Annotated in this window: 19 protein-coding genes and 1 pseudogene; 16 read left to right on the top strand and 4 right to left on the bottom strand. The window is 64.5% G+C overall.

Annotation, left to right across the window (positions count from 1 at the left end):
- Positions 1-20 precede the first annotated feature (20 nt).
- Together ACK4OE_RS10910 and ACK4OE_RS10905 are read right to left on the bottom strand one after the other, a co-directional pair.
- Positions 21-881 carry an energy transducer TonB gene (locus ACK4OE_RS10910; RefSeq protein WP_409884835.1) on the bottom strand — a complete coding sequence of 287 codons (861 nt, stop codon included), beginning with the start codon at positions 879-881 and terminating at the stop codon, positions 21-23.
- A 32-nt stretch (positions 882-913) separates the two neighbouring features.
- Complete coding sequence (locus ACK4OE_RS10905; protein WP_409884834.1) at positions 914-2,995, bottom strand: ribonuclease catalytic domain-containing protein; 2,082 nt, start codon at positions 2,993-2,995, stop codon at positions 914-916.
- Between the two features lie 109 nt (positions 2,996-3,104).
- Between ACK4OE_RS10905 and ACK4OE_RS10900 the strand changes: the two genes are divergently transcribed.
- Complete coding sequence (locus tag ACK4OE_RS10900) at positions 3,105-4,694, top strand: PglL family O-oligosaccharyltransferase (RefSeq protein ID WP_409884833.1); 1,590 nt, start codon at positions 3,105-3,107, stop codon at positions 4,692-4,694.
- A gap of 127 nt (positions 4,695-4,821) precedes the next feature.
- On the opposite strand, the gene ACK4OE_RS10895 is transcribed toward ACK4OE_RS10900, so the two are convergent.
- Positions 4,822-5,406 (bottom strand): YqiA/YcfP family alpha/beta fold hydrolase, encoded by a 585-nt coding sequence (locus ACK4OE_RS10895; RefSeq protein WP_409884832.1) that lies wholly within the window; start codon positions 5,404-5,406, stop codon positions 4,822-4,824.
- A 154-nt stretch (positions 5,407-5,560) separates the two neighbouring features.
- On the opposite strand from ACK4OE_RS10895, the gene ACK4OE_RS10890 reads away from it, so the two are divergent.
- The 7 genes from ACK4OE_RS10890 to ACK4OE_RS10860 all read left to right on the top strand — a co-directional run bounded on the left by ACK4OE_RS10890 (position 5,561) and on the right by ACK4OE_RS10860 (position 13,682).
- Entirely contained in the window at positions 5,561-7,999 is a 2,439-nt protein-coding gene (locus ACK4OE_RS10890; protein ID WP_409884831.1) for a protein kinase domain-containing protein, read from the top strand.
- Between the two features lie 35 nt (positions 8,000-8,034).
- On the top strand, positions 8,035-9,207 hold the full coding sequence (rodA, locus tag ACK4OE_RS10885) for a rod shape-determining protein RodA (RefSeq protein WP_409884830.1): 1,173 nt from the start codon (positions 8,035-8,037) through the stop codon (positions 9,205-9,207).
- A gap of 93 nt (positions 9,208-9,300) precedes the next feature.
- Positions 9,301-9,639 (top strand): YegP family protein, encoded by a 339-nt coding sequence (locus ACK4OE_RS10880; protein ID WP_409884829.1) that lies wholly within the window; start codon positions 9,301-9,303, stop codon positions 9,637-9,639.
- Positions 9,640-9,733: 94 nt separating this feature from the next.
- Positions 9,734-11,218: a metalloprotease TldD gene (gene tldD / locus ACK4OE_RS10875; protein WP_409884828.1), complete on the top strand. Its 1,485-nt coding sequence runs from the start codon at positions 9,734-9,736 to the stop codon at positions 11,216-11,218.
- Positions 11,219-11,325: 107 nt separating this feature from the next.
- On the top strand, positions 11,326-11,865 hold the full coding sequence (locus ACK4OE_RS10870) for a hypothetical protein (protein ID WP_409884827.1): 540 nt from the start codon (positions 11,326-11,328) through the stop codon (positions 11,863-11,865).
- A gap of 286 nt (positions 11,866-12,151) precedes the next feature.
- Positions 12,152-13,273, top strand: a complete 1,122-nt coding sequence (locus ACK4OE_RS10865) for a 3-deoxy-7-phosphoheptulonate synthase (RefSeq protein ID WP_409884826.1) — start codon at positions 12,152-12,154, stop codon at positions 13,271-13,273.
- 97 nt (positions 13,274-13,370) lie between these two features.
- Positions 13,371-13,682: a hypothetical protein gene (locus ACK4OE_RS10860; protein WP_409884825.1), complete on the top strand. Its 312-nt coding sequence runs from the start codon at positions 13,371-13,373 to the stop codon at positions 13,680-13,682.
- 52 nt (positions 13,683-13,734) lie between these two features.
- Here ACK4OE_RS10860 and mpl read toward each other — a convergent pair whose 3' ends face one another.
- Complete coding sequence (gene mpl, locus ACK4OE_RS10855) at positions 13,735-15,156, bottom strand: UDP-N-acetylmuramate:L-alanyl-gamma-D-glutamyl-meso-diaminopimelate ligase (protein ID WP_409884824.1); 1,422 nt, start codon at positions 15,154-15,156, stop codon at positions 13,735-13,737.
- 206 nt (positions 15,157-15,362) lie between these two features.
- Between mpl and ACK4OE_RS10850 the strand changes: the two genes are divergently transcribed.
- The 8 genes and pseudogenes from ACK4OE_RS10850 (at position 15,363) to ACK4OE_RS10815 (ending at position 22,268) form a co-directional block, all read left to right on the top strand.
- Positions 15,363-15,962, top strand: a complete 600-nt coding sequence (locus ACK4OE_RS10850) for a hypothetical protein (protein ID WP_409884823.1) — start codon at positions 15,363-15,365, stop codon at positions 15,960-15,962.
- The gene (locus ACK4OE_RS10845; protein ID WP_409884822.1) at positions 15,959-16,576 is read left to right on the top strand and encodes a TlpA family protein disulfide reductase; all 618 of its coding nucleotides are present in this window, start codon (positions 15,959-15,961) and stop codon (positions 16,574-16,576) included. The genes ACK4OE_RS10850 and ACK4OE_RS10845 overlap by 4 nt, the downstream gene beginning before the upstream one ends.
- Before the next feature lie 170 nt (positions 16,577-16,746).
- Complete coding sequence (accB, locus tag ACK4OE_RS10840; protein WP_409884821.1) at positions 16,747-17,199, top strand: acetyl-CoA carboxylase biotin carboxyl carrier protein; 453 nt, start codon at positions 16,747-16,749, stop codon at positions 17,197-17,199.
- 7 nt (positions 17,200-17,206) lie between these two features.
- Positions 17,207-18,556, top strand: a complete 1,350-nt coding sequence (accC, locus tag ACK4OE_RS10835; protein ID WP_409884820.1) for an acetyl-CoA carboxylase biotin carboxylase subunit — start codon at positions 17,207-17,209, stop codon at positions 18,554-18,556.
- A 77-nt stretch (positions 18,557-18,633) separates the two neighbouring features.
- Positions 18,634-19,536 (top strand): 50S ribosomal protein L11 methyltransferase, encoded by a 903-nt coding sequence (prmA, locus tag ACK4OE_RS10830; RefSeq protein WP_409884819.1) that lies wholly within the window; start codon positions 18,634-18,636, stop codon positions 19,534-19,536.
- A 58-nt stretch (positions 19,537-19,594) separates the two neighbouring features.
- A pseudogene (locus tag ACK4OE_RS10825) lies at positions 19,595-19,660 on the top strand (MJ0042-type zinc finger domain-containing protein); the annotation flags it as partial.
- A 423-nt stretch (positions 19,661-20,083) separates the two neighbouring features.
- Entirely contained in the window at positions 20,084-21,343 is a 1,260-nt protein-coding gene (locus tag ACK4OE_RS10820) for a DUF3426 domain-containing protein (RefSeq protein ID WP_409884863.1), read from the top strand.
- A gap of 28 nt (positions 21,344-21,371) precedes the next feature.
- Positions 21,372-22,268, top strand: a complete 897-nt coding sequence (locus ACK4OE_RS10815; protein WP_409884818.1) for a carbohydrate kinase family protein — start codon at positions 21,372-21,374, stop codon at positions 22,266-22,268.
- Positions 22,269-22,390 lie beyond the last annotated feature (122 nt).

The following is a 22,390-nucleotide window of genomic DNA, read 5'->3' as shown; positions in this document are numbered from 1 at the left end:
GATGAAAGACGCCGCCGCAGCTACCGCACCACGGTTTCCAGCGTCTGGTCGCGGGTGAACTTGAAGCGCGCCACCATCGCGATCTGATCGGCCTTCTGGCGCATGTCGGCATTGAACGTGCCAAACGGGCCTGCGGCACGTGCAATGGCTTCGGCGCGCCGGTCCAGCGTGGCGTTGCCCGAACTTTGCACCACCTCGGTCTCCAGCACGCGGCCGTCGTGATTGACGGTGACGATCATGGTCAGCTCGCCGTACAGCTTGCGCCCGCCCTGTTCCGGGAAGTTCTCCGTGCCCTTGTCTTCCACCTTGCGGCGCAGGGCGTCGTAGTAAATAGCGTACGCCTCTTCACGCGTGGCGGGGCTGATGTAGCGTTTCTTGGGGCGCGAGTTTTCTTCGTTGATGCGTTTTTCGATCTCGGCCAACAGCTTGACGAGCTGGCGGCGCTTCTCCTGCTCGTTGGCTTGGTCGGCGCTCTGGCTGGGCTTGCGCGGATCGGGCTCGGGCATGGTGGCCAGTTGTTTGCGCAGCTGGGCCAGCAGCTGCGCCTGCTGCTCTTGCATCGCATCCATCTTGCGCTGCGCTTCTTCAAAGTCGTCGCCAATGGCCGTCAGCGCCGAGTACGGCAGCGGGCTGGTGGCCCGGCCCTTGTCCGCGTCGCCGCCGCCCGCCAGGTTGGCCTGGGCAATGGCCTGCGCCTTGTCCGGGCGCTCGTTGGACTTGGCGTTGACCAGGATGACTTCGAGCGGCGTGTCCTGGAACACGCGGTTGAAGCTCACCGGGTCGACAAACCGCACGGTGATGAGCGCGGCATGCACGGCCACCGAGATGCCCAGCGCCAGCTGCAGCGTGCTGAAGGTGCGAAGGAAGGAGGGCAGTTTCATCGCCGGCAATTATCAGTGGGGATCAGGGCCCATCAAGGGGTAGTGGCTGCCGCAGGGGATTCTGCAGGCGCCTCGTTCACATCCACCGCAATGGCGATCGGGCCCGCCACGGTGTCGTCGTCTTCCGCCTCGGAATCTTCCACCGGGCCTTCATCGCTGGCGTCGGCCGGGTCGTCCAGACGCTCGATGACGGTGCCATGGATGTCCAGCGTAATCTCGTCCACCTCGCCCAGCTTGATTTTGAGGCGAGCGCCGCGTGGCAAGTTTTGGGCGCCTAGCACCGGGAACACGAGCGGGATGTCGTCCGCTCGCACCAGGAAGCTGCCGCCGGGGCCTTCCTTGAAGACGGTGGCGTTCAGCTCGGTGATGCCGTTTTGCTCTACATACTTGAGCGTCCAGAAGCGTTCCATGCCGCCCTGGTACCCGTTGTAGGCACTGTAGGCGGCGTCAAAACTGCTGATGATGGAGAACAGGTCCGCATCCTTGGGCTTGAAGGGCGCCGCCAACGCCGCAGTTTTGCCATGGCGCGCGCAGGCAATGATCTGCCACTGGTTCACCAGGTCGGTGTAGCGGCGCAGGGGCGATGTGGCCCATGAATACGCTTTGACACCGATGCCCGCGTGCGGCAGCGCCTTGGTGCCCATGCGCACCTTCACGCCGGGCGCCATGCTGGCCTGGCTGCGGTAGATGCCGGGAACACCATGGTCGGCCAGCATCAGCCCCCAGGTGCTGTTGGCCACGATGGCGGCCTCCGCCACGATCAAATCCAGCGGGGCGCCGCGCTGGCGGGTGGTGATCTGCACCTGCTCGGTGCCATTGGGCTCGCCGCGGTCGTTGCCGATGAGGCGGAAGTTGTAGTCCGGGCGGTTGAAGTTCTCGGGCTTGCCACGCACCACTTCGCGCTGCGCCTTGAGGCTTTTGGCCAAGCGGTGCAAAAACGATAGCTGCTCGCGCAGATCTAGCAAGCGCTGAGGGGTGTTTTCGACCTGAACTTCGGGGTCAGTCAGCCACGCCTCGGTCACGATGTGGTCCAGCTGGTCGTGGCGCAGGTTGGCCACCACAGGCACCCGTTCGAGTTTGGTCTCGGTGCCGGTGATCTCCAGCGTGGCTTCGTTCACCGTCACATACAGCGACACGGCCGGGTTGGCGCGGCCTTCGTCCAGCGTGTAGATCTGCACCACCTCGTCGGGCAGCATGGTGATCTTGTAGCCCGGCATGTAAACGGTGGACAGGCGATTGCGGCCCAACTGGTCCAGGGGCGAGCCCGGCACGATGGCCAGGCCGGGCGCTGCAATGTGAATGCCGAGCACCACGGTGCCCGTGCCCAGGCCCTGAACAGACAGCGCATCGTCGATTTCGGTCGTCTGCGAATCGTCGATGGAGTAGGCTTGGACGGTGGCTAGGGGCAGGTCGTCCGGGGGCTGCGGTGCCGTGAGCGCCGGAAACCCCGTGCCCTTGGGGAAGTTGTCGAACAAAAAGCGCTTCCAGTGGAACTGGTAGCTTGAATCGATGGCCCCGGCCTTTTGCAGCAGATCCAGGGGCGCGGTGTGTGTGGCGCGGCTGGCCTCGACCACGGCCTTGTATTCGGGCGCGTTCTTGTCCGGTTTGAACAAAATTTTGTAGAGCTGGTCGCGGATGGGCTGTGGGCATTCGCCCCGGCCCAGGGCGGATGCCCAGTCGTCGATCTGCGCCAGCACGGCCTTTTTCTTCTCGATGGCGGCCAGCGCCTGCTGCAGGATCTCGGCCGATGCCTTCTTGAACCGGCCCTTGCCTGCCCGGCGGAAATAGTGCGGTGCGTCGTACAGGCGAAACAGCGCGCCGGCCTGCTGGGCCAGCGTGGCGTTCTCCGAAAAGTAGTCGCGCGCCAGATCGGCAAAGCCGAACTCGTCTTCGGGCGCGAATTCCCAGGCCAGGTCCAGCTCGATGGTCTCAGCCACGGCCTGGGCCTGTGCGATCAGATCGGCCGGAGCGGGCTTTTCAAACTTCAGGAGGATGTTGGCGGCCTTGACCTTGACCCGCTTGCCCGAGTCAAGCTCAACCTGGGCGGATGTGTCGGCTTCCGACAGGATACGACCGGCCATGAACTTGCCGGCTTCTTCAAACAGTGCGTGCATGGCGGGGATTGTCCCATGGGTGGCGCAGCCGCCCTTCAGCCGTGAAGGCGCCTGAGGCATGACCCTATGATCCCGGGCTTCCCATGACTGTCTTTCTTCTTTTACAGCTGTGACCCGCCTTATTGCCGCACCGTTGTGCTTTCTGGCGGTCGCCCTGCCCTTTCTGTTCGGCTACACCGACTCGCCCATCTCCAACTTCTGGCCGCTTCTCACCGCCTGGGTGTGTGGTGCCGTGCTGCTGGCGGTGGGTGCCTGGGCTGCATGGGGCGGCGTTCCGACGTGCTCTCAGGCCAGCGACGCGGAACGATGGGCGCGCGTGCTGGCGGGCGGGCTGATTCTGGCGGCCGTGGTGGCCAGTGCCATTGGGCTTGTCCAGTATTGGGCGGGAGATGTGGGTTTAAGGCCCTGGATCCATGCGTCGCAGCCCGGGCAGGCGGCGGGCAACCTGCGCCAGCGCAACCAGCAGGCCACGCTGCTGGCGCTGGGCGCCTGGGCGCTGCTGTGGTGGACGCTCCACGGTCAGCCACAGGCGCAGCAGTGGATGCGCACTGCAACGGGTGGATCTGTGGCTAGGCGGGGGCGGCCCGGCTTGCTGGGCAAGGTGCTGGCGGCCATAGGGGTGGTGATAGCCCTGGTGGCCGTTGCCGTGGCGGGCTCGGCAACGGCGTCGCGCACGGGGGCTGTGCAGTGGCTGGTGATTGTGGGGCTGCTGGTGGTGTGGCGGCGCACTGGCGCGGGGCCTGCGCTGCGGCTGGCGCTGGTGGGGGTAGCGGTGTTTTTTGTGGCGGCCTGGGTGCTGCCCGAGCTGCTGTGGCGGTTGCAGGGCGTTCGCACCGATGCGCTTTTTCACCGGTTCACCGATGGTTCCCCGGCCTGCACCAGCCGGCTGGCGCTGTGGTCCAACATGCTCACGCTGATCGCACAAAAGCCCTGGCTGGGCTGGGGCTGGGGCGAGCTGGACTATGCGCATTACGTCACCCTGTTCCCCGGGGACCGCTTTTGTGTGCTGCTGGACAACGCGCACAACCTGCCGCTGCATCTGGCGGTAGAGCTGGGGCTGCCCGCAGCGGGCTTGCTGTGCGGGGCCTTCGTGCTGTGGGTGCTGCTGTCGCGGCCGTGGCATGAGGCGCGGCCGGAGCGCCAGCTGGCCTGGGGCGTGCTGGCCCTCATCGGGCTGCACAGCATGCTGGAGTACCCGCTGTGGTACGGGCCGTTCCAGATCGTGGCGCTGTTTGCACTGGTGCTGCTGGTGTGGCCCCAGTGGCCCCGGCGCACCGCCGCCGTGGTGCTGGGCGGGGGCGCGGTGCTGGTCTGGTGCATTTGCGGCCTGGCCGCGTGGGACTACTTTCGAGTGAGCCAGCTGTACAAGGCCAACGCCGACCGCTCGGCGGCCTACCGGGATGATGCGCAGTCCAAGGTGACGCGGTCGGTGTTGTTCACGGACCAGCTGAACTTTGCACGGCTGACCACCACGTCGCTGACCCGCGAGAACGCGGCGTACTTGAATGCGCTGGGCAAGGACCTGCTGCACTATTCGCCCGAGCCCCGCGTGATCCAGGTCGTCATCGAAAGCGCGGTCATGCTGGGCAAGGACGACGAAGCCGCCGTTCATATGAAGCGCTACCGCATCGCCTACCCCAAGGACTACGCGCGGTGGATGGGCCCCGCAGGCGGCAAGGCATCGGCCGAGGCCCGCTGACAGGGTGGGTACTTTGGGTGCTATTTTTTTGGTAGCTATCAGCGCCTGATGGATAAGCGATAGAGGCCAAAAACACTCAAATTTATGGTGGTTGCAGCGGCTGGGGTTTGCCGTTGGCAGCCGCCGCTCAGGCGAGGTCTAGAAACTCCGCAACCGTCGGCAGGTAGTCGCTGAAGTTGCTGAGCGCGTGGTCGCCTCCCTCTTGCACCACCTGTCGCGCCAGCGGGTAGCGCCCGGCCATTTCCTGCCAGTCCAGCACTTCGTCGCCCTTTGCAATGATCACCAGCTCCGGCGCAGCGGGGAGCAGGGCGTGGGCGCCCAGCGCCTGCAGCTCGCCAATGTATTCCGGCAGAAAGAAAAACCGCTCCGACGGGTTTTGCCAGGTGGTCTGCTCGCCGATGTACCGCGCGAGGTCGCGCACCGGGTGCACGGCCGGGTTCAGCATCACGCTGGGGCAGCCCGCATGCTGCGCCACCCAGCTGGCATAAAACCCGCCGAGGGACGAGCCCATCACCGCCATCGCATGGCGGGGCCAGTGGGCGATGCCCTGGGCCACCAGTGCCACGGCCGCGCGCGGCGACGGTGGCAGCTGCGGACACCAGAAGTTCACGCCCGGGTGGTGCTGCGCCACGTACGCTGCCATTTGCCGGGCCTTGGCTGACTGCGGTGAGGAGCGAAAACCGTGCAGATACAGGAGGTGGGTGGTGGTCATGCGGACGTGGACAAAAGAGCAACAGCGCCAATGGGGTCACTGGTCTATGAACTGGCGGGCAGGGGAATCACTGCTCTACCCGGCACAGCGCAGGGCATAAGATGGGGCCACAAGGGCGTCACGCCGTGTGGTGCCTTGTTTTGCCGCCCGCACCATGACCGATTTTGCCCCGCTTTCCACCGCCAAACGCTGGGCCTTGGGGGCGGGCGAGAAGCCACCCACATCGCTCGGCCGGTTTGAGCTCAAGAAGCTGCTGGGCCGCGGCGCCCAGGCCACGGTGTGGCTGGCGCTGGACCCACGCCTGCAGCGCGACGTGGCCATCAAGCTCATGCGCCCCGTGCAGGACCAGGACCCTTCGGTGCTGGAGCAATGGCTGCGCGAAGCGCGCCACGTGGGGCGTCTGGCCCACCCGTTCATCGTGCCGGTGTTCGAGGCCGACGTGCAGGGACGCCAGCCGTACATCGTTTTTGAATATGTGCCGGGCAAGACGCTGGCCGAGCACCTGGCCCAGCAGGGGCGCTGCACGCCGCACGATGCGGTGGCGCTGATGGTGGATGTGCTCGATGGCCTGCAGGCCGCACACCAGGCGGGCATCGTGCACCGCGACCTCAAGCCGTCGAACATCATGATCGACACCCAGCGCCACGCACGGGTGATGGACTTTGGCATGGCAGCCCCGGTGCAGGCGCAGGCCGATGCACAGCTGGCCAGCGGCACCCCTGCTTACCTGGCACCCGAGGCGGCGGCCGGCGCGGCCCCTGCGCCGTCGATGGACGTGTACTCGGCGGCGCTGGTGCTGATCGAGATGCTCACCGGCCAGCCCCTCATTCACCACAAGGACACCTGGCAGGCGCTGTACCAGCTTGCCAACGAAGACCTGGTGCTGCCCAAGGACCTGGGGCAGGGCGTGGACGATGGCCTCAGGGCCATCCTTCAGCGGGCCATGGCGCGCGACCCGGGCCAGCGGTATACATCGGCCGCGGATTTCAGGGACGCGCTGCGGGCCTGGGCGGCGCCCGCCAGCGCGCCGTCGGCCGCCAGCAACGCCACGCTGGACTTTTTGCTGCGGCGCATGCGGCACAAAAGCGACTTTCCGGCGCTGTCGGACTCGGTGGCGCGCATCCAGCGGGTGGCCAATTCAGAAGACGACAGCATCAGCGACCTGACGCACGAAATCTTGAAGGACGTGGCGCTCACCAACAAGCTGCTGCGCCTGGTCAACAGCGTGCACTATGCGCATGCCAGCCGGGGCACCATCAGCACGGTGTCGCGGGCGGTCAGCCTGGTGGGCTTCAATGCGGTGCGCAACATGGCGCTCAGCCTGGTGCTGCTGGACCACATGCAGGACAAGGCCCATGCCAGCCAGATGCGCGAGGAGTTTCTGCGCGCCATGATGGCCGGATCGGTTGCTGCCGAGCTGTGCAGCACCAGCCAGGCGGCCGAGGAAGCGTTCATCGGTGCCATGTTCCAGAACCTGGGGCGGATGTTGTGCGAGTTTTATTTTCCGGAAGAGGCCCGGCAGGTGCGCAGCCTGGTGGCCGCGGGACGGATGGAAGGCGGGGAGGAATCGGCGTCGGTGCAGGTGCTGGGGCTGGGTTTTGAGGACCTGGGCGTGGGGGTGGCCCGGGTTTGGGCCCTGCCGGAGACCTTGCAGCGCTGCATGCGCAAGCCCCTGGGCTCGCCCATGCAGCGCGCGCCCGAGGAGGGCGTGGAGCGCCTGCGCTGGGCGGCCATGGCGGCCAACGAAGTGGCCAGCACCTTGCTGTTCAGTGAACCCGCCCAGCTGGAGCCCCATCTGGGTCAGATAGGTACACGCTATGCGCGCACGCTGGCCCTGTCTGCCCAATCCATTGCCGAAGCCACCCTGCGTGCCCGTCACAAGCTGGTGGCCCTGGCCGAGGCTCTGGACCTGCGCGTGGCGCCCGGAACGCCTGCCGCAAGGCTGCTGACGCTCCCCCCTGCCGAGGGTGCCGCGCCCACACCGGACGACGCGCTGGAGCCGCACGAGCTGCGCGCCAGCGACACACAGCCGCTGCCCGCCGTGCTTGCGTCACAGGCGGGAGGGGCGGTCTCTGTGGCCCAGGTCAATGAGGTGCTGGCCGCGGGCATCCAGGACATCACCAACGCCATGGTCGAGAGCTTTCAGCTCAACGATGTGTTGCGCATGATCCTGGAGACCATGTTCCGGGCGCTGGGTTTTCGGCGCATGGTGTTTTGCCTGCGCGACGCCAAGACCGAGGTGCTGACCGGCCGGTTTGGCCTGGGCGAGGGCAGCGAGGTGGCGGTGCGCGCGATGCGGGTGCCGCTCAAGGCGCAGGGCGATCTGTTTGCTGCGGTGTGCCTGCGCGGCGCCGACACGCTCATCAACGACGCCACCGAACCCCGCATGCTGGCCCGGCTGCCAGAGTGGTACCGCTCGGGGCTCAACGCCCCGTCATTTCTGCTACTGCCCCTGCAGATCAAGGGTCAGCCGTTTGCGCTGATCTATGCCGACCAGTCCAGCGCGGGCGGCATTGTGGTGGATGACAAGGCGCTGGGCCTGCTGCGCACGCTGCGCAACCAGGCTGTGATGGCCTTCCGCCAGGCGGGTTGACCGCAGGGCGCGGCGGCGGGGCGGATAATTGCAGGATGTCCGCCGTTTTTGAAAAGCCCACCCTTTCGCAGCGTTTTGCCCCCTTGTTTCGGGGTTTTGACCTGCCGCTCATCGTGGTGGTGCTGGTCCTGGCCGCTTCCGGGCTCGTGGCCATGTATTCGTCGGGCTACGACCATGGCACGCGTTTTTCAGACCATGGGCGCAACATGCTCATTGCGGGCGCCATCCTTTTCATGGTGGCCCAGGTGCCGCCGCAGAAAATCATGATGTTCGCTGTGCCGCTTTATGCGGCCGGTGTGGTGCTGCTGTTGGGGGTGGAGTTTTTTGGCATCACCAAAAAAGGCGCGACGCGCTGGCTTAATGTTGGGCTTGTTATCCAGCCCAGCGAGATTCTGAAAATCGCCATGCCCCTGATGCTGGCCTGGTGGTTTCAAAAACGCGAGGGCACCTTGCGCCCCCTCGACTTTGCCGCCGCCGGGCTTTTGCTGGCGATCCCGGTGGGGCTGATCATGAAACAGCCCGATCTGGGCACCTCGCTGCTGGTGCTGGCTGCGGGCCTGTCGGTGATCTTCTTTGCGGGCTTGTCGTGGAAGCTGGTGCTGCCACCGGTAGTGATCGGTGGGGTGGGCATTCTTACCCTGGTTCTGCTTGGAGATCAGCTGTGTGCCGAAGGCGTGCGCTGGATGGTGTTGCACGAATACCAGCAGCAGCGCGTCTGCACCCTGCTCGATCCGACGCGGGACCCGCTGGGCAAGGGGTTTCACATCATCCAGGGCATGATCGCCATCGGGTCGGGGGGCATGTGGGGCAAGGGCTTCATGGCGGGCACCCAGACGCACCTGGAGTTCATCCCGGAACGCACTACCGATTTCATCTTTGCAGCCTTCTCCGAAGAGTTTGGTCTGGTGGGAAACCTTTTTCTGGTGGCCTGTTTTCTCATGCTGATCTGGCGGGGGCTCGCTATTGCCGCCGGGGCCAACAGCCTGTTTGGCCGCTTGATGGCGGGTGCGGTGTCCATGATCTTCTTCACGTACGCGTTTGTGAACATGGGCATGGTCAGCGGCATCCTGCCTGTAGTGGGCGTTCCGCTGCCCTTCATCAGCTACGGGGGCACAGCCATGGTGACCCTGGGACTGGCGCTGGGCATCCTGATGTCGGTGGCGCGCGCGCAAAAGCAGGACTCCAAAGACCCCCGGCCGGCGCTTTGACCGCCGCGCTCCAGGCTCCGAGGCGTTGCGTGCGCGGCTACAAGAAGGTACAAACCAGCAGGCCAACTGTGCCTTGGCCCGGAGGGATTTCCTATGGCGGCGAAATTCGCACTGACAAAGTCGAAGAACGATAAATTTATCTTCAATCTGCTGGCCTCCAATGGCCAGGTCATCCTGACGAGCGAAATGTACGAATCACGGGCCAGTGCGTTGAACGGCATCGAATCCGTGCGCAAAAATGCCCCGGACGATGGTCGTTTTGGTCGCCTGAGCGCAAAGAACGGGTCGCCCTATTTCACGCTCAAGGCAGGAAATGGTCAGGTCATCGGCCAAAGCCAGATGTATTCGGGCGCCAAGGCTCGCGATGCGGGTATCGAGTCGGTGCAAACCCACGCACCGCAAGCCGCCCTGGACGATCAGACGGCAGCCTGACACCGCGGCCTGCAGAGTCGGGCAGCGGCAGGGCGGCATAGGGGCATGCGCACCGTTGTCCGGCGGGGCAGGGCTGCACGCCTAAAATGCCCGGATGACTTTTCGCTCCACCACTGCCGCGCCCCAGCGCGCGGCCACCAGCCAGCGCATTGATGTTGCTCGCGAACTGCTGCTGACCCCTTTTGGGCTTGACGAGAGCCACCTGGCCCGCGCGCTGGCCGAGATCCGCACCCACAAGGTGGACGATGCGGATCTGTACTTTCAGTACACCCGCAGTGAAGGCTGGAGCCTGGAAGAGGGCATCGTCAAGACCGGTTCCTTCAGCATCGACCAGGGCGTCGGTGTGCGCGCGGTGAGCGGCGAGAAGACGGCTTTTGCATATTCGGACGACATCTCTGAAGCTTCCTTGCTGGATGCGGCACGAACTGTGCGGTCTATTTCGTCGGTAGCGCAGGCTGGTAAAGCGCGAGTAGCTCCTAAAAAAGTAGCAGCTGGCCGCAGCCTGTATCCGGGCGTGGACCCTATTGCCTCGCTCGACAGCACCGCCAAGGTGGCCTTGCTGGAAAAGCTGGAGCAGCGCGCCCGCGCCAAGGACCCGCGCGTGGCGCAGGTCATGGCGGGTTTGGCCAGCGAATACGACGTGGTGCTGGTGGCACGTGCCGATGGCACCCTGGCGGCCGATGTGCGCCCGCTGGTGCGCTTGTCGGTGACGGTGATCGCCGAACAGAACGGCCGCCGCGAAATGGGCTCTGCCGGGGGCGGTGGACGTTTTGGCCTGGCCTACTTCGACGACGAGCAGATGGGCAAGTACGTGGACGAAGCCGTCAACGCCGCCCTGGTCAACCTGGAATCGCGCCCTGCGCCTGCCGGCGAGATGACGGTGGTGCTGGGCTCAGGCTGGCCTGGCATCCTGCTGCACGAGGCCATCGGCCACGGGCTCGAAGGCGACTTCAATCGCAAGGGGTCGAGTGCCTTCAGCGGCCGCATCGGCCAGCGCGTGGCAGCCAAGGGCGTGACGGTGTTGGATGACGGCACCATCGCCGACCGCCGCGGATCGCTCAACGTGGACGACGAAGGCCACGCCAGCCAGCGCAACGTGCTGATTGAGGACGGCATTCTGAAGGGCTATATCCAGGATTCGCTCAACGCACGCCTGATGGGCGTCGCGCCCACCGGCAACGGTCGGCGCGAGAGCTATGCCCACATCCCCATGCCGCGCATGACCAATACCTACATGCTGGGTGGCGACAAGGACCCGCAGGAAATCATTGCCAGCATCAAGAAGGGCCTGTACGCCAGCAACTTTGGTGGCGGGCAGGTGGACATCACCTCGGGCAAGTTCGTGTTCTCGGCCAGCGAAGCGTATTGGGTGGAGAACGGCAAGATCCAGTACCCCGTGAAAGGCGCCACCATCATCGGTAGCGGGCCGGAGTCGCTCAAGAAAGTGACCATGATCGGCAACGACATGCGCTTGGATAGCGGCGTAGGCACCTGCGGCAAGGAAGGCCAGAGTGTGCCTGTGGGCGTGGGCCAGCCCACGCTGCGTATCGAGGGGTTGACGGTGGGCGGCACGGCTTGAACCTGGCACCCCACGGCCTGCAAGTGTGGGGTGCTATCAGCATTCGCGTTTTCACCCCCTTTTCAACGCTTGCACTGCGCGGGAGGCGGCGCACAATCAGCAGCACCATGCCTGCCACGCGCCCCAGTCAGCTGCTGACCCTCCAGTCGTTTGGCGACATCAGCCGGTTTCTGCGCGAAGGCGTGGCGGACGAGGACTCCCGCCAGCTGCGTGACAGCCTGGGCGCGCTGTCCATGCAGATCGATGAGGCCGTTCGCATACGGCGCACCAGCACCGACACTGCAGCCATTGCCCGTCGTGTGACCACCTTGTCGCATTGCGCGCGTGAACATCAATTGTTTTTGACGGGCCTGGGCTCCGCGTGGCATGCCCTGTATGAGTTTGGCGCCTACCAGCGTGCGCTGCGTGAACTGCGCAACGCCATTGCCGATTGGCAGCAGATGCTGGAACGCCGCAGCCCCAAGGAAAGCGCAAGCTTTGACCAGTTTGAACTGCTGGCCTGGCGCACGCTCGGCGAGGCGCTTTTGCTCATCGATATGTATGAACACCAGAGCGATCCACAAAGCGATCTGCAGGAGGCAGCCCCTGCGCGCAGGCTGTCGGCGCTGCAAAGAATGCGAGCCTGGTTTCGCAGCTGGGGGCGCTGATCTCGCGTGTTTGCCGCACGCTTTGCGCCTTCTTTTGTCGCGCAATCGCAACAGCGGGAGCTTGCTGCACCGCCGCACTCCTGTGCTACATTGGCCGCCATGCAAGTTCGCAGCGCGTTTTATTTTTGGTTTTTTATCTCAGTCCCTGGCGGATGAGAGGAAAACGCGCAAGTAAACGCAACCTCCCCATACCAACCGCCGACGCTGCAAAGCCCGGCGGTTTTTGTTTTTCTGCCCTCCCGTTTTTCATCTCACTTCAATCAACTTACTCCACGAGGTAGCAACCATGACGGCCCTTTCCAACCCCACCAGCGATGCCTGGTACCGCAGCGTCGAGAAAACCAGCCAGACCGACGACGAACGTATCAAGGACATCACCGTGTTGCCACCTCCCGAGCATCTGATCCGCTTTTTCCCGATTGGCGGTACGCCGGTCGAGACGCTGATCACCCAGACCCGCAAGAACATCCACAACATCATGGCGGGCTCCGATGACCGTCTGCTGGTCGTGATTGGCCCTTGCTCCATCCACGACCCCGCCGCAGCGCTCGAATACGCCCGCCGCCTCAAGGTGGTCCGCGAGCAGTACAAGGACACGCTGGAGATCGTGATGCGCGTTTACTTCGAAAAGCCCCGCACCACGGTGGGCTGGAAGGGCCTGATCAACGACCCCTACCTCGATGAGACCTACCGCATTGACGAAGGCCTGCGCATTGCGCGCCAGTTGCTCATCGACATCAACCGCCTGGGCGTGCCCGCTGGCAGCGAGTTCCTGGACGTGATATCGCCCCAGTACATCGGCGACCTCATCAGCTGGGGCGCCATTGGCGCACGCACCACCGAAAGCCAGGTGCACCGCGAGCTGGCCTCGGGCCTGTCGGCGCCCATCGGCTTCAAGAACGGTACGGACGGCAACATCCGCATCGCCACCGACGCCATCCAGTCTGCCAGCCGGGGCCACCACTTCCTGTCGGTGCACAAAAACGGGCAGGTCGCCATCGTCAACACCAACGGCAACAAGGACTGCCACGTGATCCTGCGTGGCGGCAAGACGCCCAACTATGACGCAGCCAGTGTGGCCGCCGCTTGCAAGGACCTCGAAGCCGCCAAGCTGCCTGCCACGCTGATGGTCGACTGCAGCCACGCCAACAGCAGCAAGCAGCACCAAAAGCAGATGGACGTGGCGCGCGATGTGGCCGGGCAGGTCGCCGGCGGCTCGCGCAGCGTCTTCGGGCTGATGATCGAAAGCCATCTCACGGCTGGTGCCCAGAAGTTCACGCCGGGCAAGGACGACGCTGCGTCGCTGACCTACGGCCTTAGCATCACCGATGCCTGCCTGGGCTGGGATGATTCGCTGCAGTCGCTGGCTGAGCTGTCTGATGCAGTGAACGCGCGCCGCGCGCGCTGAGCGTTGGGGCCATCGCAGGCTCTAAACTCGGACCCGTGGGCTGCAGGCACACCATCGCAGTCACGGGTTCGGCATTCAGAAGAGAAAGGCAATTTCCATGCACAGCGAAGTATCGGTCCGGCTGGCCGGACACCAGGAGTTTCGGTTTGACCTCGCGGGCGCTGAGCCCATGGGGCATGAGGAGGGGCGGCGCTGGCTGGACGATCAGTTCATCAGCCTGGACTGCGAGCCGTTGCGCGCCAGCGGCAAGGTGCTGCTGGCCGACAAGGTGCTGACCGTGGCACGCGCCGCAGGGGCATCGCTGATGGCCGACCCGGCGTGGTCGCGTGACTTTGCACGTGCCGCCAGCGCGGCACTGGCCAAGCCTGTGGTGCGTGTGGACGTACCCGGCATGGCCGTCACCTACTGAAAATATAGGCCAAATCAGCCTCTAGCGCTTATCTGTAAAGCGCTAGTAGCTATTATTTTTGCAGTGCTTGCAGCAGTTTGGCGTGGATGCCACCAAACCCGCCGTTGCTCATGCACACGATGTGATCCCCAGTGCGCGCTGCCTGGATGACCTGGGCCACCAGGGTGTCGATGTCGGGCGCGGTTTGCGCGCGCTGGCCCGGGCCCACGCCCATGGGTGCCAAGGCTTGCGCTGCGTCCCAATCCAGCCCGGCCGTGTGGCAGAACGCCAGGTCTGCGGGCTCCAGCGCCCAGGGCAACTGGCTCTTCATGGCGCCCAGTTTCATGGTGTTGCTGCGCGGTTCAAACACGGCGAGGATGCGCGCGCTGGTGCCCAGGCTGCGGCGCAGGCCATCGAGCGTAGTGCGCAGGGCCGTGGGGTGGTGGGCGAAATCGTCGTACACCGCAATGCCGCCCACGGTGCCGCGCAGCTCCATGCGGCGCTTCACGTTCTGAAACGTTGCCAGTGCGGCTGCTGCCTGCTGAGGGGTTACACCCACATGGTGCGCAGCGGCAATGGCGGCCAGCGCGTTGAGTTGGTTGTGCACGCCGGTCAGTGCCCATTCCACGCGGGCTACGGTGCGGCCTTGGTGCAGCACATCAAAGGCGTGGGGCTCGCCCTGCGCGGTAAAGTCGCTCACCGTGGCGCCGAAGTGGGTCACCTGGCTCCAGCAGCCGGTGTGCAACACGCGCGCCAGGCTTTCCTCCAGCCCGTTGGCCACCACGCAGCCCGAGGGCGGCACGGTGCGCACCAAGTGATGAAACTGCCGCTCGATCGCCGCCAGGTCGTCAAAGATGTCGGCGTGGTCAAACTCCAGGTTGTTGAGCACGGCTGTGCGGGGCCGGTAGTGAACAAACTTGCTGCGTTTGTCGAAGAAGGCGGTGTCGTATTCATCCGCCTCGATCACGAATAAGGGCGCTGCACCGAGCGGAGCGGTCGATGGAACGGGCCTCTGCGGTGCGCCCAGCCGGGCCGATACGCCAAAGTTCAGCGGCACCCCGCCGATCAGAAACCCGGGCTGCTGACCGGCGCTTTCCAGAATCCACGCCAGCATCGACGTGGTGGTGGTCTTGCCATGGGTGCCCGCCACCGCCAGCACATGGCGGCCTTGCAGCACGTGCTCGGCCAGCCACTGCGGCCCGCTGGTGTAGGGTGCCCCAGCGTCCAGGATCGCCTCCATCAGCGGAAACTTGGGGCTCCCGTCGGGCAACCTTGCGCGGCTTACCACGTTGCCGACCACGAACATGTCGGGCTGCAGGGCCAGCTGGTCGGCGCCAAAACCTTCGATCAGGTCGATGCCCAAGGCCCTGAGCTGGTCACTCATGGGCGGGTAAACGCCAGCGTCGCAGCCCGTCACCTTGTGGCCTGCCTCGCCCGCCAGCGCGGCAAGGCCGCCCATGAACGTGCCGCAGATGCCCAGTATGTGTATATGCATGGGCGCAGATTCTAAGCCTGCCCGCAGGGCGCTCAATTTGATATCAAATATGCCTCCAGCGCTTATTGGATAAGCGCTAACAGCTATTAAAAGCGTAGTGTAGGGCGAACACTTGCTTTAGCACCCTCAGGGGGTATGGGGTGAAGCCATGGTCCCTGCCGCGTGACCAAGCCACAATGCAGCCTCCTGTCTTCGCGTCTACCACCATGCACACACCTTTGAGCGACGAAATCGCCCACACCACGGCCCGGCTGGTGGTGGAAGAAGGGCTTGAATGGGGTCCGGCCAAACGCCGTGCGTTGCGCGAGATGGGCCTGCCGCCCCGCACACCGCTGCCCGACAACGATCGCGTCGAAGAGGCGGTGCGAGAGTACATCCAGATATTTTGCGCCGACACGCAGCCCCGCGAGCTGCGCGCCCTGCGGCAGCTGGCGCTGGTGTGGATGGTGCGCATGGCCGCGTTTCGGCCCCATTTGGCAGGTGCCGTGTGGCACGGCACGGCCACACGGCTTTCAGATGTTTATCTGCAGTTGTTTTGTGATGATTCCAAATCGGCAGAAATAGCCCTTATCGACCACCATGTCGATTACGAACCCCGCACCGTGTCCGGTTTTCACGGCCACTCGGTCGAGGCGCTGAGCATCAGCAGCAAGTCGCCTGAACTGGGTGAGATGATCGGCGTGCACCTCATGATTTACGACCTCGATGACCTGCGAGGCGCCCTGCGGCCTGATTCCAAAGGCCGCACCCCGCGCGGTGATCTGACCGCCGTGCGCCGCCTGCTCCAAGACACCCCTGAGCCATGACGAATCCTGCTGAACATTCTCAATCTCCTGCGGCTGACGCTGCTCCCGCCGGTCAATCGGGCCAAGCCGACCCAGGCGCTGCTGCCCTGCAGCCCGCCCGTCGACGTTTTTTGTATGCCGGTGTGGCGGGCGCCGCTGCCCTGGGCGGCGCGGGGCTGGCGTGGTGGAAGTTTCAACCCCATGCCATGGAACCCGGTGCCGAGCAGGCGCTGTGGGGCATGGAGTTCGACACGCCGGACGGTGGAACACTTGCCTTGAAGTCGTTCGCGGGCAAGCCGGTGCTGCTGAACTTCTGGGCGACCTGGTGCCCGCCCTGTGTGGAGGAGCTGCCCATGCTCAATGCCTTTTACCGCGAACATGCTGCCAAAGGCTGGCAAGTGCTGGGATTGGCCATTGACCAACCTTCGGCTGTGCGCAAGTTTCTGGCGCGCATTCCACTGGACTTTCCCGTGGGGCTGGCGGGTTTGGGGGGCACGGAGCTGGGCCGATCCCTGGGCAACCTGACCGGTGGCCTGCCGTTCACGGTGGTGCTGGGAGGGGAAGGGCGGGTGCTGCATCGTAAAATGGGCCAGGTGACCCCCGACGACCTGAAGCTTTGGTCGGCGCTGCGCTGACCGTTTTGACGGCAAATAGAGGCCGAACACGGGAAGTCGCCCGCTTGTGATCCGCGCCGTATCCCTACAGGTCATGTTGAAGTTAATGAAAATTACCCGGGGATGGCTGCGTTAGGGTGAAATTAGAGTAAATTCGCGCCCTATTCAGTTTTATAGCCGTTGGAGCTTCCATGGATCTGCGAAAACTCAAAACCCTGATCGACCTCGTATCCGAGTCGAACGTCTCCGAACTCGAAATCACCGAGGCCGAAGGCAAGGTCCGCATCGTCAAGAGCGGCGGCAACGTGGTTCAGCAATATGTCCAGGCGCCCATGCAGGCTCCGGGCGCTCCGGCTCCTGCCGCTGCCCCTGTGGCGGAGCTGCCCGCCCCGCCAGCCGCTGCGCCTGCAGGCCACATCGTCAAGTCGCCCATGGTCGGCACTTTCTACCGCTCATCCAGCCCGGGCGCCAAGGCGTTTGTCGAGATCGGCAGCCAGGTCAAGGAAGGCGAGACCATCTGCATCATCGAAGCCATGAAGATATTGAACGAGATCGAAGCCGACAAGTCGGGAACGGTCACCCGCATCCTGGGCGAAAACGGCCAGGCAGTCGAATACGGACAACCGCTGTTCGTCATCGAATAAGGCGCTCATGTTCAAGAAGATCCTTGTTGCGAATCGCGGAGAGATCGCCCTTCGCATTCAGCGCGCGTGTCACGAGCTGGGCGTGAAGGCCGTGATGGTCTACTCCGAAGCCGACCGCGACGCCAAGTATGTGAAGCTGGCCGAAGAGGCCGTGTGCATCGGTCCCGCGCCGTCGCCTCTCTCTTACCTCAACATGCCGGCCATCATTTCGGCGGCGGAGGTGACCGATGCTGAAGCTATTCACCCCGGCTACGGCTTTCTGTCTGAAAACGCCGATTTCGCCGAACGGGTGGAAAAGAGCGGCTTCCAGTTCATCGGCCCCACGCCCGACAACATTCGCACCATGGGTGACAAGGTGTCGGCCAAGCAGGCCATGATCAAGGCGGGTGTGCCCTGCGTGCCAGGCTCTGAGGGCGAACTGCCCGACGACCCGGTCCAGATCCGCCGCATCGCCAAGGCCGTAGGCTACCCCGTCATCATCAAGGCGGCTGGCGGCGGCGGTGGCCGGGGTATGCGTGTGGTGCATACCGAGGCGGCGCTTGTCAATGCCGTGCAGATGACCAAGGCCGAGGCAGGCGCTGCATTTGGCAATCCTGCGGTCTATATGGAAAAGTTCCTGCAGAACCCGCGCCATATTGAAATCCAGGTGCTGGCCGACAAGCACCGCAACGCTGTGTACCTGGGCGAGCGCGACTGCTCCATGCAGCGACGCCACCAGAAGGTGATTGAAGAGGCGCCAGCACCGGGCATCCCCCGCAAGTTGATCGAGAAGATTGGCGAACGTTGCGTGGCCGCCTGCAAGAAGATCGGCTACCGTGGCGCGGGTACGTTCGAGTTTCTGTACGAAAACGGCGAGTTCTATTTCATTGAAATGAACACCCGTGTGCAGGTGGAGCACCCGGTGACCGAATGGATCACGGGTGTGGACATAGTGCGTACGCAGATCATGGTGGCGGCGGGCGAGAAGCTGCCCTTCACCCAGCGCCAGATCGAAATCCGTGGCCACGCGATCGAGTGCCGTATCAATGCGGAAGACGCTTACAAGTTCACCCCGTCTCCCGGCCGCATCACCACCTGGCATGCGCCGGGCGGGCCCGGCGTGCGCGTGGATTCGCATGCGTACACCAACTACTTCGTGCCCCCCAACTACGACTCGATGATCGGCAAGATCATCGTGCACGGCGACACGCGCGAGCAGGCCCTGGCCCGCATGCGCACGGCGCTGTCCGAGACGGTGATCGAAGGCATCCACACCAACATACCGCTGCACCGCGAGTTGATGGTGGATGCCAAGTTCACGGCGGGCGGCACCAACATCCATTACCTGGAAGAGTGGTTGTCGCAGCACAAGCGCTGAGTTGGCACTGCGCAGGTCGTTCACATGCTGGCTCCTGGCAACGGGTGCCAGCATTTCATTTTTTTTGAGAGGCGCCTATGTTTGAGTTGAGTCTGATGTGTCCGGAAGACCGTATCGAAGCGGTCAGCGATGCGCTGGATGCGCTGGATGCGCTCAGTGTGTCGGTCGAAGATGCCGATGCCCAGACCGACGCCGAGCAAGCCCTTTTTGGTGAACCCGGTATGCCGCCTCCCAAGGATGGCTGGCAGCGCAGCCGCGTGGTGGCGTTGTTCCCGTCCGAGGTGGCGGCACGCGAGGCGCAGCAGTTGCTGGTGGTGCAGGATTTTTTTGCGGGGTGCCAGGTGCTGGGTGTGGCTGCGGTGCCGGACCAGGACTGGGTGCGGCTCACACAGTCACAGTTTGCGCCGGTGGACATCACGCCCGACTTCTGGATCGTGCCCACCTGGCACGAGTTGCCTGCACAGGCGGTGCGCAGTATCCGGCTCGACCCTGGGCTGGCCTTTGGCACCGGCACGCACCCCACCACGCGCATGTGTCTGCGCTGGATTGCGGGCCACGGCGCCACCGGTGCTGCCCAGGGCAATCCGCTCGGGCGCGTTTTGGACTATGGCTGTGGCTCGGGCATTCTGGCCATTGGTGCTGCCAAATTTGGCGCCACCGACATTGATGCGGTCGATATCGACCCAGCGGCGGTGGAGTCCACCGCGCAGAATGCGCAGGCCAACGACGTGCAGTTGAATGCAGGCCTGCCCGACAAGGCCAACGGCGAATACCAGACGGTGCTTGCCAACATTCTGGCCACGCCGCTGCGGGTGTTGGCACCCCTGCTTTGTGCCCATGTTGCGGCGGGCGGCCATCTGGTTTTGGCAGGTATTCTGGAGCGCCAGGCCGATGAGCTGAAGGAGGCATATGCGCCCTGGCTGCAGCTCCAGGTGTCGGATGCCGAGGATGGCTGGATTTTGATGACCGCCAAGCGCTGAGGCTGCGGGTTTCTGCCGCCATCGGCAGCAATGCCCGGGCCCCTACAATCCACCGCTGATGAGCCAGATCACTCGCTGCCCGTCCTGTGCCACGTCTTTCAAGGTGGTGGCTGACCAATTGCGCATATCGGAAGGATGGGTGCGCTGCGGCCAATGCAAAGAGGTGTTTGATGCGTCGGCGCATTTGTTGCCGTCTGCGCCCCCGTCGTTGTTGCCCGATGTGTCGCTCACCGATATCCGGCCGCCCCCCGCTCCCGTAGCGCGGGCGACAGGTGCGGACCGTGCTTGGGGTGTGCCACCGCCACCGCCACCCGTCCCACCGTTGGTTGCAGCGCCTGCAGCCTCTTTTGCGGCTCCCGCGGCCCCACCGGCCGTTGCCTCGGGGCTGGGCGCGGCGCTTCGTAGTGTGCAATCGACAGCGCCCAGGCATTCAGGGGCTGATCTGAACCCTGCATCCCCGACCGCAGCGCCGTCCCCTGCACCTGAGCCTTTTGTACCACCCGCTCCATGGGTTGCCCCATTGCCCGAGGCGTCATCACCGCCAGTCATGGACGTGCCCACGCCAGCGGTTCCGGCGTTTCTCACCGCTGGTGCGCGGGGCGCATCGGGGGGCGAACTGAGCCTGGAGCCGGTGACCCCGTTTGCCTGGCGCCCATCCCCGCCACCTCCGTCTGCGTCTGATCTGGACAAGTTGGCGCGCGACGCTGCTTCGTCGTACAGGGCCGCGCCCGCTTTCTCTACCCCGGCGGCGCCCACCCCAATTCCTGCGGCATCGGTGTCTGTGCCTGCGGCGCACGATGTGCCTCCACCGGGGTTTGCGGACACAGTGCCTGCACCGCTGGATGCGTTGGAGCCTCCAGTTCCTGGCGGATACGAGCTGCCGTTTGCCGAACTGCGGGATTCTGAATGGCCGGCTCACCTAGTGCAGGCCACCGACCCCGCTGGGAGGTCTGTGCCTGAAGCGGGCGATGCTTCCTTTCCTTCGCTGGACGCCTCTGTGGCCCCGGCGATGGGTGCGCCGGGAGCGCCTGGTGCTCCTGGTGTTCTCAGTGCGTCTAGCGGCAGTGTGAAATGGGCTGCGGATGCCGCACCCCAAAGCGGGACGCCACCGCCCGCTGCTGATCAGGCGGGGATGGATTTGCCACCAGTCGATTTTGTGCCCGCCCAGCCCCTGCAAGCCGCCGAATCGCTGGCGTTGGTGGAGGATGATTCCGCTGCCGCCGTGCTGCGAGCCGACACGCGCAATTCGTCCACCGCGCTCGATGCCGACGAGGACCGAGACCCGGAGCATGACGAAGTTAGTTTCGTGCGTGCTGCCCGTCGCAAAGCGTTCTGGCGCCAGCCCGGGGTGCGCGTTGTTCTGGCCATGTTCGCGCTGACAGCGCTGGTGGCGTTGGCGCTTCAGGTGGCTGTGCAGGAGCGTGACCGCATTGTGGCCATGGACGCCCGCGCGCGCCCCTGGCTCATCAAGCTGTGTGCCCCGCTGCAGTGCGAAATCGCCCCGCAGCGCCAGATTGCCGACGTGGTGATCGACAGCTCGTCCTTCAACAAGGCGCGGGGAGACAGCTACCAATTGGCGCTCACCATGAAGAGCCAGGCGACCATACCGCTGGCGATGCCTGCGGTGGAGCTGACGCTGACGGATGCGCAAGACCAGCCCGTTCTTCGCCGTGTGCTGCTGCCGACCGATATGGCGGCACCCGCCGAGTTGCCCGCACGTGGCGAGTGGAGCGCGTCGGTGGCCGTGATCGTCACCACCGGCGGCGCGCGTGTCGCAGGCTATCGGCTGCTCGCGTTCTATCCCTGAAATTTTTTGACCAACCCACTTCTTTGATATGGCTGCCATCATTTGCGGTTCTCTGGCGTTCGACACCATCATGACTTTTGAGGGGCGGTTTGCCGAGCAGATACTGCCCGACCAGCTGCACATCCTGAATGTGTCGTTCCTGGTGCCTTCACTGCGCCGCGACTTTGGCGGTTGCGCCGGCAACATTGCCTACAGCCTGAAGCTGCTGGGGGGCGAGCCGCTGCCCATGGCCATGCTGGGCAGCGATGGCGCGGACTATCTTCAGCGCCTGGGCGATCTGGGCATCAGCCAGCGGCACGTGGGGCAGGTGCAGGACACCTACACCGCGCAGGCCATGATCATGACGGACCGTGACAACAACCAGATCACGGCGTTTCACCCCGGGGCAATGATGCAGGCCCACGCCAACCGGATCGAGCCCGATGCGACGGTGACCGTGGGCATCATTGCGCCTGATGGGCGCGATGCCATGGTCCAGCACGCAGCACAGTTTGTGGCCGCAGGCATCCCTTTCGTGTTCGATCCTGGTCAGGGGCTGCCCATGTTCAATGGTGCCGAGTTGTCGGCCTTTGTCGAGCAGGCCTCGTGGGTCACCGTCAACGACTACGAAGGCAAGATGCTGTGTGATCGCACGGGTTGGTCCCTGGCGGATATTTCGCGCAAGGTGCGTGGCTTGGTGGTGACGCTGGGCGCTGAAGGGTGCGAGGTGTGGGTGGAGGGTGACAAGACCCACGTGCCCCCCGTCGTGCCTGTCGCCGTGGTAGACCCCACAGGATGCGGTGATGCATGGCGCGGCGCGCTGCTGTTCGGGCTGGAAAAGGGCTGGCCGCTGGTGCGCTGCGCCGAACTGGGCAATCGGGTGGGTGCGCTCAAGATCGCGCAACGCGGGCCGCAAAACTACACGCTCGATTTCACACCCGTTTGAGGCAGGGCAATCGCATCTAAATAGGGCCGCTATTTGCGGCGAAACTGCAGCGTTTGATCACCCAACCAGCCCCTGTGACCCTGCTGCAGCACCTGCAAGTCATCCCCGACCCGCGCCTGGCG

This window comes from Acidovorax sp., from assembly GCF_046314175.1.
In the GTDB taxonomy this organism is placed as follows: domain Bacteria; phylum Pseudomonadota; class Gammaproteobacteria; order Burkholderiales; family Burkholderiaceae_C; genus Acidovorax.
Note: the sequence above shows the minus strand (reverse complement) of the source record. Positions and strands in the feature narration are given on the sequence as shown.